Origin of the sequence: Thalassospira sp. ER-Se-21-Dark (genome assembly GCF_017922435.1) — a bacterium.
GTDB lineage: Bacteria > Pseudomonadota > Alphaproteobacteria > Rhodospirillales > Thalassospiraceae > Thalassospira.
This window is the reverse complement of record NZ_VDEZ01000002.1, coordinates 974,250-990,461: the sequence shown is the minus strand read 5'-3', so window position 1 is coordinate 990,461 and position 16,212 is coordinate 974,250. Positions and strand designations below refer to the sequence as shown.

Below are 16,212 nucleotides of genomic sequence, written 5' to 3'. Positions count from 1 at the left end.
CTTCTGGTTCTCCCTTGTATAAACCTGATGTTGCTGATGACCGAATTTGGCCGGTCATCAGAAGACGCTCGGTTCCGGAGGCCAGACGAACATCAACGCAACATACATGTCGCCAACACTCGCCCAGAGCCATCAGCCACGTTACCCCGAACGTGGTTGATGGGCCGGAATAATCACAAAAACAGCCGCAAAGCCGCGCAGCAAAGGTTCAAGGCCCTGAGAAACGCGCCGCACATGTCGGCGTGTTTTTATTGATTGATTGTTCAATTAAATTACAGCATATTCTGGTTACGTCAATTGCGAAGGATTAAAAACTGCGTCTTATGCTGTTGCACCGGCGTTAAACCCTTCTAAAGCCTTCGCAACGCAGAGGATTGGATGAGTTAATGCCCAAAGTTGGTATGCAGCCTGTACGCCGCAGGCAGTTGATCGACGCAACGATTGAAACCATTCATCAGCACGGATTCGCCGACACCACGATTGCGCGGATCTCTAAGGCTGCCGGTATGTCGTCGGGGATTATTTCGCACTATTTCGGCGGCAAGAATGCCCTGCTGCAGGAAACCATGCGCTCCCTGATGAAGGATTTGCGTGATGACTACATGGTGCGCCTAGCAACGGCCAAAACGCCGATGGACCGTCTCGAAGCGATCATCAATACCAACTTCAACGAAGAACAGTTCACCCCGCAGGTGACGGTGGCCTGGCTGTCTTTCTGGGCGCAGGTGCCGTTTTCCGATCAGTTGCGGCGTCTGAACAATATCTATTTTCAGCGCCTTGCTTCCAATCTGCGGCACGAGTTGCGTCAATTGACCACCGAAGAATGCGCAGATGAAATCTCGTCTGCGATTGCCGCTATGGTTGACGGCATCTGGGTGCGAACCGGTCTGTCCCGCGGGCAGGCCGATATTGCCGGGGCGCGCAAGATGGTGCTGGGCACCTTGCGCCTGTATCTGGCGAATTCGCCCAGTCCAAAGAAATAACCGAACCAAACACAAAGACCACGGCTGCCGGTTGCCCCGGTGGCCTGCAGGAGTTTTAAGATGAGCCTTTATCAAATCCAGAATTTCATCAATGGCAAGAAGTCCCAGGGTTCGGGCGCAGAGATGGTTACCCTTAACCCTGCGACCAACACGGTTCTGGCCAAGGGCCACGAAAGCACGGCTGCTGATGTGGATGCCGCGGTCAAGGCCGCACGCGCCGGGTTCGAAATCTGGAAAAACACGCCAGCTGCCGAACGGGCACGTGTCCTTTTCAAGGCCGCCCAGATCCTTCGGGATCGCAATGATGAGCTGGCATTGGTTGAAACCCGTGATACCGGGCGTGCCATTCAGGAAACTGAAATTGTCGATGTGATTTCGGGTGTTGAATGCCTTGAATATTTCGCCGGTGTGGCTGGCAGCCTTGCGGGCGAACATATCGATCTTGCCGGTAACTTTGCCTATACCCGCCGCGAACCGGTTGGGGTTTGTGGTGCCATCGGTGCCTGGAACTATCCGATCCAGATCGCCTGCTGGAAGGCAGCCCCGGCATTGGCATGCGGTAACGCGGTTGTTTACAAACCGTCCGAAACCACACCGCTTTCGGCCATTGCGGTTGCCGAGGCCCTTAAAGAAGCCGGTCTTCCCGATGGCGTTTACAACGTTGTGCAGGGCGCACGCGAAAGCGGTGCCGCACTGGTTGAACATCCGGGCGTGGATAAGATTTCCCTGACCGGATCGGCTGCGACCGGTGCCAAGGTGGCATCCGTTGCCGCCGGTGGCATGAAGGCCGTCACCATGGAACTGGGTGGCAAGTCGCCGATGATCGTTTTCGAAGATGCCGATCTTGATAACGCGGTATCGGGTGCGCAGATGGCGAACTTCTATTCATCGGGTCAGATTTGCTCGAACGGGACGCGTGTGTTTGTCCATGAAAGCGTTGCCGATGCCTTCATCGAGAAGCTGATCGCACGCTCCAAGGATCTTGTTCTTGGCGATCCGGAAAAACCTGAAACCCAGGTCGGACCGATTGTCACCAAGGCACAATACGAACAGGTCATGTCCTATATCGAAAAGGGCAAGGCAGAAGGCGCCAAATGCGTTCTTGGCGGCCATGCCGTGACCGAGGGCATGCCAGAAGGCGGGCTTTTTGTCGCGCCGACCGTGTTTGCCGATTGCACCGATGACATGACCATCGTGCGCGAGGAAATCTTTGGTCCGGTAATGTCTGTTCTGACCTTCAGCGACGAAGACGAAGTGATCAAGCGCGCCAATGACACCGAATACGGTCTGGCAGTTGGCGTGTTCACCAAGGATCTGTCGCGTGGTCATCGCGTGGTGGCACGGCTTGAGGCCGGTACATGCTGGATCAACACCTATAACATCACGCCGATCGAAATGCCGTTTGGCGGTGTCAAGAAATCGGGCGTTGGCCGCGAAAACGGCCGTGCGGCGATTGAATATTACACCCGCATCAAATCCGTTTATGTCGAAACCGGCGACGTTGAGGCCCCTTACTAAGGGGCTTTGACCAACCAACGTCGCCAACCACTCACCGGCTGCCCACACAGCACGACCAAACAAGGGATCAGAAATGACGACCCCAACGACCACTGAAAAATATGATTATGTGATTGTCGGTTCAGGTTCGGCAGGGGCTGTGCTTGCCAACCGACTGACCGAAGATGCCGAGGTTAAGGTTCTGGTGATCGAAGCCGGACCAAAAGATCACTGGTGGGACTGGCGCATCCATATGCCGACCGCGCTGTCCTATCCGATGCAGTCGGAAACCTATAACTGGGCCTATTGGACAACGCCGCAACCGAACCTCAATAACCGCCGCATGGAAACGCCACGTGGGCGCGTTTATGGCGGTTCAAGTTCGGTCAACGGCATGGCTTATGTTCGTGGTCACGCCCTTGATTACAATCGCTGGGCCGAAGAAGACGCAAGTCTCAAGGAATGGGACTATGCGCGCTGCCTGCCTTATTTCCGCAAGGCCGATACGCGCAACGAAGACACCGACGGCGATGAATATCACGGCGGTGATGGTCCGCTGCATGTGACGACCGGTGCCTGTCAGAACGACCTGCACAAGGCCTGGATCAAGGCCGGTCAGCAGGCTGGTTACGAATTCACCCCGGATCAGAACGGCTATCGCCAGGAAGGTCTCGGGACCATGGATATGACGGTCTATAAGGGCCGTCGCTGGTCAACGGCACGCGCCTATCTGCATCCGGCGATGAAGCGCCCGAACCTGACCGTCTATCACAAGGCCTTTGCACAACATGTTGTTTTCGAAGGAAAACGGGCCATCGGCCTCGACTTTTTCCATGACGGCGAAAACAAGCGCGCCCTTGTCGATCGCGAAGTCATCATTTCGGCTGGTTCGATCAACTCGCCAAAACTTCTGATGCTTTCGGGCGTTGGTCCGGCGGCGCATCTGCGCGAACATGGCATTGATGTTGTCCATGATCTGCCCGGTGTTGGTGAAAACCTTCAGGACCATCTTGAACTCTATGTTCAGATGGAATGCACCAAACCCATCAGCCTGAACAGCAAACTCGATTGGTGGAACAAACTTAAGATCGGGGCGGAATGGTATCTGTTCAAGACCGGTCTTGGTGCCAGCAACCATTTCGAGGCGGGCGGCTTTATCCGTTCCAAGGCGGGTGTACAGCATCCTGACATTCAGTATCACTTCCTGCCAGCCGCGATTAACTATAACGGCTCCAAGGCGGCCGAAGGCGATGGTTTTCAGGCCCATGTTGGTCCGATGCGTTCCAAATCGCGCGGGACGGTCCGTCTGGCATCCGCCAACCCCAAGGATCGCCCGATCATTGATCCGAACTATATGAGCCACCCGGAAGACTGGGAAGAAATGCGGGCATCTGTTCGTCTGACCCGCGAAATCTTTGCCCAGGACGCATTCGCCGATCTGCGCGGGTCGGAAATTGCGCCGGGCAAGGATATCCAGACTGACGAAGAGATCGACGCATTTGTTGCCGATCACGCCGAAAGTGCCTATCACCCGTCCTGTTCGTGCAAGATGGGCAGCGATGAGATGTCGGTGGTGGATGAGAAAACCCGCGTGCATGGCGTCGAAGGCCTTCGCGTGGTCGACAGCTCGATCATGCCGACCATCGCATCGGGCAACCTCAATGCCCCGACCATCATGATCGGTGAAAAGGCCGCCGACATCATCCGCGGTCGCACGCCGCTGGCACCATCGAATGCGCCGTATTTCGTGCATCCGGAATGGGAAACCAAGCAGCGCTAAATCTGCGGGCTTTAAATAGTCTGATGATTATCCCCGGTTCATTTTTTGATGGATCGGGGATTTTTATTTCCGGTGATTGCAATCGGTTCGGCATCGGAGGATGATCATCCGATCACAAGCGCCAGACAAGAAGTGCCGCCATGCAAGAAATCAGCCTGCTTAATTCCGTTATCGGCCCCGTTATGCGCGGGCCATCCAGTTCGCACTGTGCGGCACCCTATATGATGGCCAAGCTGGTGCGCGAACTTTCCTGTGCCAACGGTGAAACGCTAAGGCGTGCGGTGATCCGCTTTGACCCGCGCGGATCGTTTGCGCCATGTTACAAGGCGCAAAGCTCGGACGAGAACTTTGCGGCCGGGCTGGCCGGGGCCAAGCTGACCGATCCGGATTATCGTGAAATTCTTGGCCGGGTAGAGCAGGGCGAAGGCTTCCATTTCTCGATCGAAGTCACCGAGCTTGAAAACAACAACCACCCCAACCGTGTTGATCTCGAACTGAGTGTCACGGCGGAAATCGGCGAGGAACGTACAGACCTCTATACCGGCGCATCCGTCGGCGGGGGCATGTATTACATCGATGGCCGCAATGGTGAACGCCTGTTCATGACCGGCAAAACAGCAACCGTCTTTGTCTGGGGCGCCGAAGCGGTGGCACAGGCCGACGCGTTGGCAAACGAACTGGCGGTTGGGGAAAACAGCCTGCTTGGTGTGTCGGTTGAACCCGATCACGAACGGGTTGAAATCGCGCTTCAGGCCTTGCCGAATGCGGATGTCCTGACGGCCATTCGAAACCGCGATGGCATTGCAGATGTGCGCTTTGCCGATGCGTCACAATATCCGGTGTGCGCCACCGATGATCTGTTTTCCGAAAGTGCCGCCGTGATTGCGGTGGCCGACGATCAGGAAGGGGGCTCCATCGCCGATGCCGCGCTGGTGTTGGAGGCAAAACGACTTGGGTTATCGCGCGAAGCCACCCGTGCGCTGTTTCGTGAACGGTGCGAACTGATGCTGCGCGTCGTGGCAGAGGGTTTTGAGGCCAAGCCAGAAGACAACGTCATGCGGTTCCTGACGCTTCGTGCCCGTACTGTCCGTGATGCAAACCTGCCTGCGGGGCTTGGTGGTCCGGTGTTGCAGGATGCCATGGCCGGCGCGCTGTCGGCGATGGAACGTGACAGCAACCGCGGCCTTGTCTGTGCCGCACCAACAGCGGGCAGTGCCGGTGTCGTACCGGGCACGCTTTATGGCCTGATCCGCCATGGCATTGATCTTGATGGTGCGACCGACGCGTTGCAAACCATGGCACTGATCGGGGCGGTGTTTGCCGCGCGTGGGACATTTGCTGCGGAATGCGGCGGCTGTTCGGTGGAAACCGGCGCATCGGCCGCGATGGCCGCCGCCGGGGTCACGCAGGCCTATGGTGGCACGCCAAAGCAATGCTTTGATGCCGCCAGCATGTGTTTGATGAATACGCTGGGCCTTGTCTGTGATCCGGTGGGCGGGGATGTTGAAATCCCGTGTCACGCCCGCAATGTCGCCGGTGTGTCGCATGCCTTTTCATCGGCGATGGCGGTGCTGGCCGGGTTTGATGCGGTGCTGGCATATGATGAACTGGTCGATCAGACGGTGAAGATTGGTAATATGATGCATCCTGATTTGCGCTGCACAGCGCGCGGTGGCTGTGCCGCCACCAAAACCGCCCTTCGCATGGTCGAAGCAGTTCGTCAAAAACCTTAAAACGCTGATTCTCAAGGGCCTGTTGCGTGCCAACAGCAAAAATAGGTGCCGCAGGTATCACGCTTTGTTGGCTGCTTTACGCAATCGTTCTGCTTTGACTTGGCCGGTTTTGGCATAATCGGCGAAAAGCGGGTTTCAGGCCGGAAAAAGGGCAGTTTTTCCTTGATAGGTCGGGCGGATTGGGCAGGATAAGCCCACATCCATTTTCAAATATGAGGGTTCCTCATGTTCACCCCGAACTTGCTGACCGCCAATGACAGGCTGGGTCAATATCCTGATTCCTATTACGCCGCGACGGCGAATGCGACCGCGCCCTTCGCCAAGCTTGAAGGGGATCAGACCTGCGACATTGTCATCATTGGTGGCGGCTTTACCGGGCTGTCATCCGCACTCCATCTGGCAGAGCGCGGCTATGACGTGATCCTGCTTGAGGCGCACCGGGTGGGCTGGGGCGCGTCGGGGCGCAATGGCGGGCAGGTGGGCTCTGGCCAGCGGCGTGAACAGGATGAACTTGAACAAATGGTCGGGCGCGATGATGCGCATAAGCTTTGGGGTATCGCCGAAGAGTCAAAGGACGTCGTCAAGGCCCTGATCGCCAAGCATAATATCCAGTGCGACTGGAAGCCGGGCATTTTGCATGCCGATCACCGTGCACGCTTTGTCGAACATTCCCGTGCCTATGCCGAAAAGCTTCAAACCGAATACGGCTATGAGGATATCCGTTTTGTTGACCACGATGAAATGCGCGCGATGCTTGGCACCGAATTTTATCATGGCGGGTCGCTTGATACGGGGGCGGGGCATTTGCATCCGCTGAATTTCGCCCTTGGTCTGGCCGACGCAGCACGTAACGCTGGCGCACGTATTTTCGAAGGCGCGGTTGTCACGTCATATGAAAATCAGGCTGGCAAGGTCACGGTGAAAACCAAGGATGGCAGCGTTGTTAGCGCTAACAAGCTTATTCTTGGCTGCAACGGGTATCTTGATGCCCTGGATGATCGGGTGGCAAAGCGTGTCATGCCGATCAACAATTTCGTCATTGCCACCGAGCCGCTTGGCGATGATCTGGCGCGTGAATTGATCCGCGATGATGTCGCGGTCGCGGACTCAAAGTTCGTGATCAATTACTACCGGCTGAGTGCGGATAAACGCATGCTGTTTGGTGGCGGGGAAACCTATGGCTATAATTTCCCGAGTGACATCAAGGCGTTTGTCTCGCCGCATATGCTCGAAGTCTATCCGCAGCTTAAAGACGTCAAGATTGATTATGGCTGGGGCGGGACGCTGGCGATCACGATGAACCGCATGCCGTTTTTTGAGAAGATCGAAGATAATATCTTTACCGCGTCGGGCTATTCCGGGCATGGGGTTGCGATGGCAACCCTTGCCGGACAGATCATGGCCGACGCCGTTTCCGGCACCATGGAACGGTTTGACGTCATGGCCAACATCAAAACCCCGGTGTTCCCGGGCGGGAAGATGTTGCGCTTCCCGATGCTGGTGGCCGCGATGCTGTGGTATTCGATCCGCGACAAGCTTTGATCTGATGTGACGTGATGTGCTTAGCGCTTTGCATGGCGCTAAGCCATTTTGCGTCCTTCGTCTTTGTCTTTTTTATTCTGGGCACTGGTGTCCTGATCGCCGGTGTCGGGAACCATGGTATTCTGGTTGCCCGTATCGGGCGTACTGTCAGGGGTGCGGGCGCCAGATGGATCTGCATCCGTTGCATCGGTCTTAACGACCCGTGTGTCTTGGTCCGTATTGTCGGATGCGCCGCGTGCGGTCAGAAGTGCCTTGGTGCGTTCCCATTTTTTAGGGTTCAAAGCCAAAGTGGTCGCGTCGCTGAACGAGACGTCATACCCGCGGTTCAGGGCAGCCTGCATGGTTGCCTTGACGCAAAAATCGCCGTCCAGACCCACGATAATCAGTTTGCCGACTTTCTGGCGATCAAGCACGCGATCAAGCTCTGGCTCGCTGAAGCCATCCGCGCGCGCCTTGACGATATCATGGTCGATATCGCCGTTGATCCGTTCATCAAGATCAAGGCCTTTCGATTTGGGGCTGCCACGACCTTCATTCAGGAGCTTTACGAGAAAGTTGATGTACCAACCGCGGAATGTCTGGCGGATCGAGATCACCGGCGTTCCATTGGCGTTTGCGGCTTCAACCAGTTTGTTGATTGCAGTGATCAGTTTATCGACCATGTCGGCCGGATAGGCATGTTTGCCGTCCGAACTGGTAAAATCTTCCTGGACGTCAACGATCAGAAGCGCGCTATTGGGCCGCTCTGCGAGATTGATCTTTTTGCCCTTGCTGGGGGCGAGGTGATGGCGTTGGCCATAGATGGTGTAGGCGATGGCGCCCACCAGTAAAATGACAATAAGAGTGATCACCGACCACATGTCCAGGCTCTCCGTTTCGTCGTCTCAGGCCGCTTCGTAAATCTACTTTGCAATCGGACTTAAAGACCATCGGTGAACCGGGCAGTTCAGGTGCGGTAACGCACCGAACCACACCCGACCCTTTGAGGGTGGGTGTTCCAGGCCAGATGTATCCAATTGTCAGAATGCCGGATGCCGCGTTTCGGCGCGTCCATTGGACGATACGAACAGAGCTATTTTTTTCTACTCTTCCTGCATTCTTCATAACCACATGAAATCGCAATCATTTAAATTTGTCAACTTAGCCGACAAAAAGCAAACCCGCGGTTTTGCGGGGTGCGTGGTTATGTGTGTCTGATTGCCTAACGTTTCAGGATCAGTTTGGTTCCCAACTTGATACCGGGTCATAGCGTTCGCCCTTGGACAGGATCACGCCATTGTGGGCGGCAATACCGACTTCAAAGCTTGAAGCGATGCGAAGGGCCCGTTCCATGAAATGTCTGGCGGCGGGTTCTTCACAATACTCCGACAGCGTCTGGGCAAAGAGTTGCAGCCAGCGGTCAAAGTGATGGCGGGTGATCTTGAGCGGCAAGTGCTTTTGCATCGGGCGCCCGTCATAGTTGCCTGTCGCAAGCGCGACCGAGGACCAGAACATCACCATGCGATCAAGGTGATGGTCCCAGTTATCGACCTTTTCATCAAATACAGGACCCAGCAGCTCGTCATCGCGCACCTTGGCGTAGAAGCCATGCACGATGTTCTTGATCATGTCCGTATCAATGCCGGTATCTTCCTTGATACGCCGCGTGGCAATTTCGCGACGTTCCTTGATTTCGGCAAGGGTTGGCTGTTTTTCGGACATGGTAAGGGGCCTGTTTTGCGCATTAACTGGAACCGCTTTAAACGACGAAGCGATTTTCGGACATGACATATGTCACTTTGTGTCCGAACGCAAACAGATCACCTGTTATGGCATTATCGGTCAGGCAAACCGATCATGTAGGCCGTAATAGCGATAGCCGATAGAACGCGCCACACGCCGGAATGACGCCATCGGGAATTTATCCATCGGGGTCGTCAACACGGCACCCAGATCCTCTTCATCGCAGATGCCCAGCATCCGTTCTGCCAAAAGCTTGCCACCCAGACTTGCCATCGCCACCCCGTTGCCGTGCCAGGCAAGGGCGGTCCAGACATCGTGATGACCCGGAACCCGCCCGATATAAGGTCGCCAGCTTTGCGACAGGCAGGCAAGCCCGTTCCAGTGATGGGTAAAGGCAACATCCTGCCAGGCCGGGAACATGCGTTTGAAATTATCGAGCAGATCCTGTTTGCCAGCAGCAAAGGCCTTGGGCGTTGCGGTAATCCCGCCGCGTCCACCAAACAGAAAACGATTATCAGGCAGCTTGCGGAAATAATGCAGCAGGATGCGGCTATCAAAAGCCATCAGGTCGCTGGTCCAGCCTTGATTTTCCAGCTCATCGGGGCGGAGCGGACGTGTAATCAGAATGCCCGAAAAGACCGGCATCAAGCGCCCGCCAATCCAGTCGGGCAGGTTTTCCGCACTATATCCGTTGGTGGCGATGACGATCTTGGTGGCAGTAATCTGGATGTTACCGGCATAAAGGCGATAGGTATCGCCATCTTCCTCAAACCGTTCGATGGTTGCCTGTTCGAATATCCGAACACCCGCACGAACGCATTGTTCATGCAAGCCCGAAAGATACTTCATCGGGTTGATGCCAAAACCGGCCTGAACATGCAAACCGCCGTATGTTTCCGCCGCGCAAAGTCCGCGTTCCTTCAATGCGTCGCGGCTTAGCAGTTCTGTCGGGATGGTTGTGAAATGGGATAGTTCCTGTGCTTCGTGGGCCAGTTCGGCGACCCGGTTGGGTTTGTGCGCCAGCACCACTTCGCCGTCAGAATGACGATCCGCATCAATGTCCCAGTCATTCAGGCGTTGATCCACCAGATCAATGGCATCGCGTTGATGGCGGGCGAACTGTTTGACCGCGTCTTCGCCAAAACTCTTCGCCAGTTGGCCAAATCCCTTGCCACTGCCACCCATGCAGCAAAAACCGCCATTGCGCCCCGACGCGCCCCAACCGGACCGACCGGCATCAAACACCGAAACATTCGCCCCGTTCTTTGCCAGTTCGAGGGCCGTCGACAGGCCGCAATAACCGCCACCGATGATGGCGATATCGGTTTTAAGCTGGCCTTCTTTGGGCAGGGTTTCACAGGCAGGAAGTGGCGATGCACTTTCGACCCAATAGCTGTCTGGCAGGGTATCGGTGCGATAGGCGGCGGGTTGATAGATACGTTTTAGCATGGTGGGCTCTTTTGGGGCTTGGCTTGGGTGAGGGGCGTTGGGATGTGCGTGCCTGTGGGGCAGGCGGTGTTGTTGTCTCTGTAATCAAAATACCCGGCAATGATAACTCATGCCGGGTATTTGGGTAAGTCTTTGTAATCAGGGTTTGATTACATTTTGCCAAGTTTCTTTGCGGTCTCGTCAAAGGCGGCGCGCGCCCGTTTGACCAGCTCGTCAATTTCTTCCTTGGTGATGCAAAGTGGCGGCGACAGAACCATGCGATCACCGCAGGCACGCATGATCACGCCATTTGCAACGCAGGCATCGCGGCACATGGTGCCAACGGTGCCCGGCTTGTCGAACATCTTACGGGTTTTCTTGTCATCCACCAGCGGCATGCCAGCAATCAGACCAACGGTTTCAACCACACCGACCAGCGGGTGGTCTTCAAGGGTTTTCAGTGCCTTGGCGAAATACGGGCCGATATCGTCCTTGACGCGTTCGACCATCTTTTCTTCGCGCAGAATACGAATGTTTTCAAGCGCCACAGCCGCACATGCCGGATGACCGGAATAGGTAAAGCCGTGGGTGAATTCACCGCATTCATTGATCAGAACATCGGCAACGCGATCACCAACCATGACGGCCGAGATCGGCAAATAGCCCGAAGACATGCCCTTGGCCATCGGCATCAGGTCCGGCTTGATACCAAACGTGTCCGAGCCAAACCATTCGCCGGTCCGGCCAAAGCCGCAAATGACTTCGTCAGCGATCAGAAGGATGTCGTATTTTTTGCAGATACGCTGAATTTCCGGCCAATAGGTTGACGGCGGAATGATCACGCCACCAGCACCCTGGATCGGTTCACCGATAAAGGCGCCAACGCGGTCTGCACCAAGTTCCTTGATCTTTTCTTCAAGCTTGCGGGCTGCAATCAGGCCGAATTCCTCGGGGGTGTGATCGCCGCCTTCGCCGTACCAGTATGGCTGATCGATATGAACGATATCGCGCACCAGCGCACCGCCCTGCGAATGCATGCCCGACATCCCGCCAAGCGACGCACCGGCAACGGTGGAGCCGTGATAGGCGTTCTTGCGGCTGATGATGGTGGTACGTTCCGGTTTGCCCTTAAGGTTCCAGTACTGGTGCACCATGCGGACAACTGTGTCATTCGCTTCCGAGCCGGAGTTGGCATAGAAAACGTGGTTCAGGCCTTCTGGCGTGATTTCGGCAAGAACTTTGGAAAGCTCGATCGCCGGGGTGTTCGCGCACTGGAAGAAGTTGTTGTAATAGGGCAGTTCAAGCATCTGCTTGTAGGCGGCTTCGGCAAGTTCCTTGCGACCGTAGCCGACATTGACACACCACAGGCCCGCCATGCCATCAAGATAGCGTTTGCCGTTGGAATCTTCGATAAAGACGCCTTCGGCACGTGTGATAACCCGGGTGCCACGATTGTTCAGGTCCGCCGTATCGGTGAACGGGTGAATGTGGTGAGCCTGATCAATATCCTGCCAATAGGCGGTTTTGTCGAAATTATTCATAACGTCTCCTGACAGCGGGGCTGCTCTGCTTTCGTGCGATATGTTGAACATCTGACCTTAGTGTTCGTTTTTTCGAACACCTTTGCAAGAGGATTTTTCGACAATCTTTTTGAGGAATTCAAGGTCAGTTTTTGTTACCTGGCGGTCGATGTGAGTGGTCTGTGCTGCTTAATCATTCTGTCACGCCAGAAAATTGTGCATTGCATGATTTGCACGATATATCGAACGAAGGGGCTTGACCGGGGCTATCCGGCGCGGCACGATGCGTTACAGTATAGGGTCTAAACTCATTCACTTGACCGATCCGGTCTCCCGGATGTGGGTGGATGCGTTTGGGCCTTAAGAATAGGCCTTTTCTGGGAGTATATGACGATGAACAAGTCGTTCGTCGAAGACAGTAGGGCGGAAGCCCAACGATTCTTTGAAGAAAATCCGGATGTCGAACTTGTTGAGTTGCTCATTCCCGACATTAACGGCGTGTTTCGCGGCAAGCGAATCAGCAAACAGAAATTCCTTAAAAGCTTTAGCGAAGGTGTAACGCTGCCGGGCTCGATGTGTCTGGTTGATATCACGGGTGACAACCCCGAAGGCACGGGCCTTCTTTGGTCGAGCGGTGATCAGGACAATCTGGCAAAACCGATCCCGGGGACCCTTTGCCGCGTGCCTTATGGTGAACTGCCGCTCGCACAGGTGATGATGAGCCTGTATAACCTTGACGGCACCAAGTTCTTTGCTGATCCGCGCAATGTGTTGCAGGGCGTCGTTGATCGCATGGCGGCCGATGGTTTTTATCCGACCGTAGCACTTGAACTTGAATTCTATCTTGCCGATCAGAACCAGGAAACCGCCGCACCGCTGCCGCCGCAACCGCTTGGCGGTGGTATTGCGTCTGATGGTGTGCAGGTTTATGGCCTGCAACAGATCGAGGATTTTGAAAAAGTCCTGCATGATGCGGTTGCCGAACTGAACCGTCAGGGCATCCCGGCCGACACCATCGTTGCCGAAGCAGGCCCGGGGCAGTTTGAAATCAATCTTGGTCACGTGACCGATCCGATGATGGCAGCAGATCATGCCATGCAGCTTAAACGCGTGGTTAAGGGCATTGCATGGGATCACGGGGTTACTGCGACCTTCATGGCAAAACCGTATTCCGATCAGGCGGGCAATGGCCTGCATGTTCATGTGTCGCTGCGCGACAAGGATGACAATAACGTTCTGTCGCCGGTGGGTGACGAGGAAGTGTCGGACAATCTGCGCTTTGCGATTGGTGGCCTGCAGGAAAGCATGTTTGAAAGCATGGCGATCTTTGCACCCAACCCGAATTCCTTCCGCCGGTTCCAGAACAAGGCCTATGCGCCGATGTCTCCGAACTGGGGTTTGAATAACCGTACCGTCGCCCTTCGTATTCCCGCTGGCAGCCCGAAGGCCGCCCGTGTTGAACACCGCGTGTCGGGGGCCGATGCCAACCCGTATCTGGTGTTGGCGTGTGTTTTAGCTGGCATGCATCACGGCATGAAGAACAAACTTGATCCAGGCGAGCCGACTGTTGGCAACGGCTATGAACAGCATGGCGGACGTATTGTTCCGCGCAGCATGATTTCGGCCCTCGATCGCTTTGTCGAAGGTGACATCGTCAAGGAATACCTTGGTGAGCGTTTTGTCGAGGTGTTCGATATCTGCCGTCGTGCCGAATATGACGAGTTCTTTGCCGAGGTCACCCAGCTTGAATATCGCTGGTATCTCGACGCGGTATAACCAGACAAAACAACAATAAAGTTTGACAGGGAAAAGACGGGAATGTCGCAAAAGGTAGGGGATCGTCTGAAGGCGGTGCGCAGCATGTACGGGCTGTCGCAGCGTGAACTGGCCCGCCGGGCCGGTGTGACCAACAGCACGATCTCGACGATTGAACAGAACCGGGTCAGCCCGTCTGTTGATAGCCTGGCCAAGGTTCTGGCCGGCATTCCCATGAGCCTGATTGATTTCTTCACCATTGATCTTGATACCGGTGAAGAAATCTTTTTCAGGAAAGAAGACCTCGTCGAACTGTCTGACGGGACGATGTCGATGCGTCTTGTCGGGGCATCGCGCAAGGATCGTAATCTGCGCGTGCTGCATGAAACATACCCTGCGGGCGGGGATACCGGTAACAACCTGATTGTCCAGAAGGGCGAGGAAGCCGGTGTTGTCGTGCGTGGCAAGCTTGAAGTCACGGTGGGTGAACGGGTCAAGGTGCTTGGCCCCGGTGATGCCTATTACTTCAATGCAGAAATTCCACATCGTTTTCGAAATGTGGGTGACGGGGAATGTGAAGTCGTCAGTGCGGCGACGCCACCGTCATATTGATGACAGATCGTGCTGCCAGAGTGCCCATCAAGGTGCCAAGTGCCACGATCACCTTTTAAAAATCCAAACGCGCCATCCGTCAGGAGACTTGCGATGACCAATCCGATGAATTTTGAACAGCTGACCGCGCAGGCCGCCGCCCTTGATATTCGCAACAAGGCGTTCATCAACGGTGCCTATGTCGATGCGGCATCCGGCAAGACATTTGATTGCATCAGCCCGCGTGACGGGTCGGTGCTGACCAAGGTTGCCGAATGCGATGTCGAAGACGTCAATCGTGCGGTGGCATCGGCGCGTGCGGTGTTTGAAAAAGGCAGCTGGTCCGAAGCCGCCCCCGCCAAACGCAAGGCGATCATGCTGCATTTCGCCGATCTGCTTGAAAAGAACGCCGCCGAACTGGCACTTCTCGAAAGCCTTGATATGGGCAAGCCGATCACGCTTGCTGCGCGCGATGACATTCCTTTGTCCTATAAATGCATCCGCTGGTATGCCGAGGCGATTGACAAGATCTATGACGAAATCTCCCCGTCGGGCACCAATGAAATCGGCATGATCACCCGTGAACCGCTGGGCGTGGTTGCCGCCGTTGTGCCGTGGAACTTCCCGCTGATGATGGCAGTCTGGAAGCTTGGCCCGGCCTTGGCGATGGGGAACTCGATCATCCTCAAACCAGCCGAGCAGTCACCACTGACCGCCCTTCGTGTTGCCGAAATCGCGGTTGAGGCCGGTATTCCTGAAGGCGTTCTGAACGTTGTGCCGGGCTTTGGCCCAACGGCGGGCAAGGCGCTTGGCCTGCATGAAGATGTTGATTGCGTGACCTTTACCGGGTCGGGCGAAGTCGGCAAGCTGTTCTTGCAGTATTCCGGTCAGTCGAACATGAAACGTGTCTGGCTCGAATGCGGTGGCAAAAGCCCGAACATCGTTCTCGCCGATTGCCCGGATATGGATGCGGCTGCCGCGGCGGCGGCGGGCGGTATCTTCTATAATCAGGGCGAGGTCTGCACAGCTGGTTCGCGCCTGATTGTCGAAGAAAGCATCAAGGACGAGTTCATCGAAAAAGTGGTCGCCGCGGGTGCGAAAATGCAGCCGGGCGATCCGCTTGATCCGAAAAGCCAGATGGGCGCGATTGTCGATGAAAGCCAGATGAACCGCGTTCTGGGCTATATCGAAAAAGGCTCCAGCGAGGGTGGCGTCCTTCGCACCGGTGGCAAACGGGTTCGCACCGAATCTGGTGGGTATTATGTCGAACCGACCGTGTTTGACGGCATCAAAAACGACATGACGATTGCCAAGGAAGAAATCTTCGGCCCGGTTCTGTCGGTTATTTCGGTCAAGGACTGGAAAGAGGCTGTTCAGACCGCAAATGATACGCCATATGGTCTGGCAGCAGCAGTCTGGACGCGCGACATCAACAAGGCACACATGACCGCAAAGAAACTGCGTTCGGGTCTTGTCTGGGTCAATTGCTGGGACGGTGGATCAATCACCATGCCGTTTGGTGGTTACAAACAGTCCGGCACCGGTCGCGACCGTTCTCTGCATGCGCTGGACAAGTATTGTGAAATCAAGTCGACCTGGATTGCACTGGGCGACGCGTAAGAACTCCGTCGACCGCTGGCAGGCAGACGGTCCGGGTTTGA

Annotated in this window: 12 protein-coding genes; 8 read left to right on the top strand and 4 right to left on the bottom strand. The window is 55.6% G+C overall.

What is annotated here, in order from left to right; translation table 11 throughout:
* Positions 1-386: 386 nt before the first annotated feature.
* The 5 genes from betI to FHI25_RS12265 all read left to right on the top strand — a co-directional run bounded on the left by betI (position 387) and on the right by FHI25_RS12265 (position 7,535).
* On the top strand, positions 387-983 hold the full coding sequence (betI, locus tag FHI25_RS20615; protein ID WP_246879054.1) for a transcriptional regulator BetI: 597 nt from the start codon (positions 387-389) through the stop codon (positions 981-983).
* 60 nt (positions 984-1,043) lie between these two features.
* On the top strand, positions 1,044-2,501 hold the full coding sequence (betB, locus tag FHI25_RS12280; protein WP_246879053.1) for a betaine-aldehyde dehydrogenase: 1,458 nt from the start codon (positions 1,044-1,046) through the stop codon (positions 2,499-2,501).
* A gap of 73 nt (positions 2,502-2,574) precedes the next feature.
* Complete coding sequence (betA, locus tag FHI25_RS12275; protein ID WP_210518086.1) at positions 2,575-4,260, top strand: choline dehydrogenase; 1,686 nt, start codon at positions 2,575-2,577, stop codon at positions 4,258-4,260.
* A 140-nt stretch (positions 4,261-4,400) separates the two neighbouring features.
* Positions 4,401-5,993 (top strand): L-serine ammonia-lyase, iron-sulfur-dependent, subunit alpha, encoded by a 1,593-nt coding sequence (locus FHI25_RS12270; protein ID WP_210518083.1) that lies wholly within the window; start codon positions 4,401-4,403, stop codon positions 5,991-5,993.
* A gap of 225 nt (positions 5,994-6,218) precedes the next feature.
* Positions 6,219-7,535: an FAD-binding oxidoreductase gene (locus tag FHI25_RS12265; RefSeq protein ID WP_210518081.1), complete on the top strand. Its 1,317-nt coding sequence runs from the start codon at positions 6,219-6,221 to the stop codon at positions 7,533-7,535.
* Between the two features lie 38 nt (positions 7,536-7,573).
* Here the strand turns inward: FHI25_RS12265 and FHI25_RS12260 are convergent, their stop codons facing one another.
* The 4 genes from FHI25_RS12260 to FHI25_RS12245 all read right to left on the bottom strand — a co-directional run bounded on the left by FHI25_RS12260 (position 7,574) and on the right by FHI25_RS12245 (position 12,226).
* Positions 7,574-8,395: a cysteine hydrolase gene (locus FHI25_RS12260; protein ID WP_210518079.1), complete on the bottom strand. Its 822-nt coding sequence runs from the start codon at positions 8,393-8,395 to the stop codon at positions 7,574-7,576.
* A 355-nt stretch (positions 8,396-8,750) separates the two neighbouring features.
* Positions 8,751-9,236 (bottom strand): group III truncated hemoglobin, encoded by a 486-nt coding sequence (locus tag FHI25_RS12255; protein WP_210518077.1) that lies wholly within the window; start codon positions 9,234-9,236, stop codon positions 8,751-8,753.
* 120 nt (positions 9,237-9,356) lie between these two features.
* Positions 9,357-10,706 (bottom strand): FAD-dependent oxidoreductase, encoded by a 1,350-nt coding sequence (locus tag FHI25_RS12250; protein ID WP_210518074.1) that lies wholly within the window; start codon positions 10,704-10,706, stop codon positions 9,357-9,359.
* A gap of 149 nt (positions 10,707-10,855) precedes the next feature.
* Positions 10,856-12,226: an aspartate aminotransferase family protein gene (locus FHI25_RS12245; protein ID WP_210518071.1), complete on the bottom strand. Its 1,371-nt coding sequence runs from the start codon at positions 12,224-12,226 to the stop codon at positions 10,856-10,858.
* A 372-nt stretch (positions 12,227-12,598) separates the two neighbouring features.
* Between FHI25_RS12245 and FHI25_RS12240 the strand changes: the two genes are divergently transcribed.
* The 3 genes from FHI25_RS12240 to FHI25_RS12230 all read left to right on the top strand — a co-directional run bounded on the left by FHI25_RS12240 (position 12,599) and on the right by FHI25_RS12230 (position 16,171).
* Entirely contained in the window at positions 12,599-13,981 is a 1,383-nt protein-coding gene (locus FHI25_RS12240; RefSeq protein WP_008891847.1) for a glutamine synthetase family protein, read from the top strand.
* A gap of 42 nt (positions 13,982-14,023) precedes the next feature.
* The gene (locus tag FHI25_RS12235) at positions 14,024-14,572 is read left to right on the top strand and encodes a cupin domain-containing protein (RefSeq protein ID WP_008891846.1); all 549 of its coding nucleotides are present in this window, start codon (positions 14,024-14,026) and stop codon (positions 14,570-14,572) included.
* 93 nt (positions 14,573-14,665) lie between these two features.
* Positions 14,666-16,171 carry an aldehyde dehydrogenase gene (locus FHI25_RS12230; RefSeq protein ID WP_063086939.1) on the top strand — a complete coding sequence of 502 codons (1,506 nt, stop codon included), beginning with the start codon at positions 14,666-14,668 and terminating at the stop codon, positions 16,169-16,171.
* The last annotated feature ends 41 nt before the right edge of the window (positions 16,172-16,212 follow it).

What these genes read in the sequence shown, in the direction of transcription:
- betI (WP_246879054.1), top strand. Translation starts at nt 387, where the DNA reads ATGCCCAAAGTTGGTATGCAGCCTGTACGCCGCAGGCAGTTGATCGAC.
- betB (WP_246879053.1), top strand. Translation starts at nt 1,044, where the DNA reads ATGAGCCTTTATCAAATCCAGAATTTCATCAATGGCAAGAAGTCCCAG.
- betA (WP_210518086.1), top strand. Translation starts at nt 2,575, where the DNA reads ATGACGACCCCAACGACCACTGAAAAATATGATTATGTGATTGTCGGT.
- FHI25_RS12270 (WP_210518083.1), top strand. Translation starts at nt 4,401, where the DNA reads ATGCAAGAAATCAGCCTGCTTAATTCCGTTATCGGCCCCGTTATGCGC.
- FHI25_RS12265 (WP_210518081.1), top strand. Translation starts at nt 6,219, where the DNA reads ATGTTCACCCCGAACTTGCTGACCGCCAATGACAGGCTGGGTCAATAT.
- FHI25_RS12260 (WP_210518079.1), bottom strand. Translation starts at nt 8,395, where the DNA reads ATGTGGTCGGTGATCACTCTTATTGTCATTTTACTGGTGGGCGCCATC.
- FHI25_RS12255 (WP_210518077.1), bottom strand. Translation starts at nt 9,236, where the DNA reads ATGTCCGAAAAACAGCCAACCCTTGCCGAAATCAAGGAACGTCGCGAA.
- FHI25_RS12250 (WP_210518074.1), bottom strand. Translation starts at nt 10,706, where the DNA reads ATGCTAAAACGTATCTATCAACCCGCCGCCTATCGCACCGATACCCTG.
- FHI25_RS12245 (WP_210518071.1), bottom strand. Translation starts at nt 12,226, where the DNA reads ATGAATAATTTCGACAAAACCGCCTATTGGCAGGATATTGATCAGGCT.
- FHI25_RS12240 (WP_008891847.1), top strand. Translation starts at nt 12,599, where the DNA reads ATGAACAAGTCGTTCGTCGAAGACAGTAGGGCGGAAGCCCAACGATTC.
- FHI25_RS12235 (WP_008891846.1), top strand. Translation starts at nt 14,024, where the DNA reads ATGTCGCAAAAGGTAGGGGATCGTCTGAAGGCGGTGCGCAGCATGTAC.
- FHI25_RS12230 (WP_063086939.1), top strand. Translation starts at nt 14,666, where the DNA reads ATGACCAATCCGATGAATTTTGAACAGCTGACCGCGCAGGCCGCCGCC.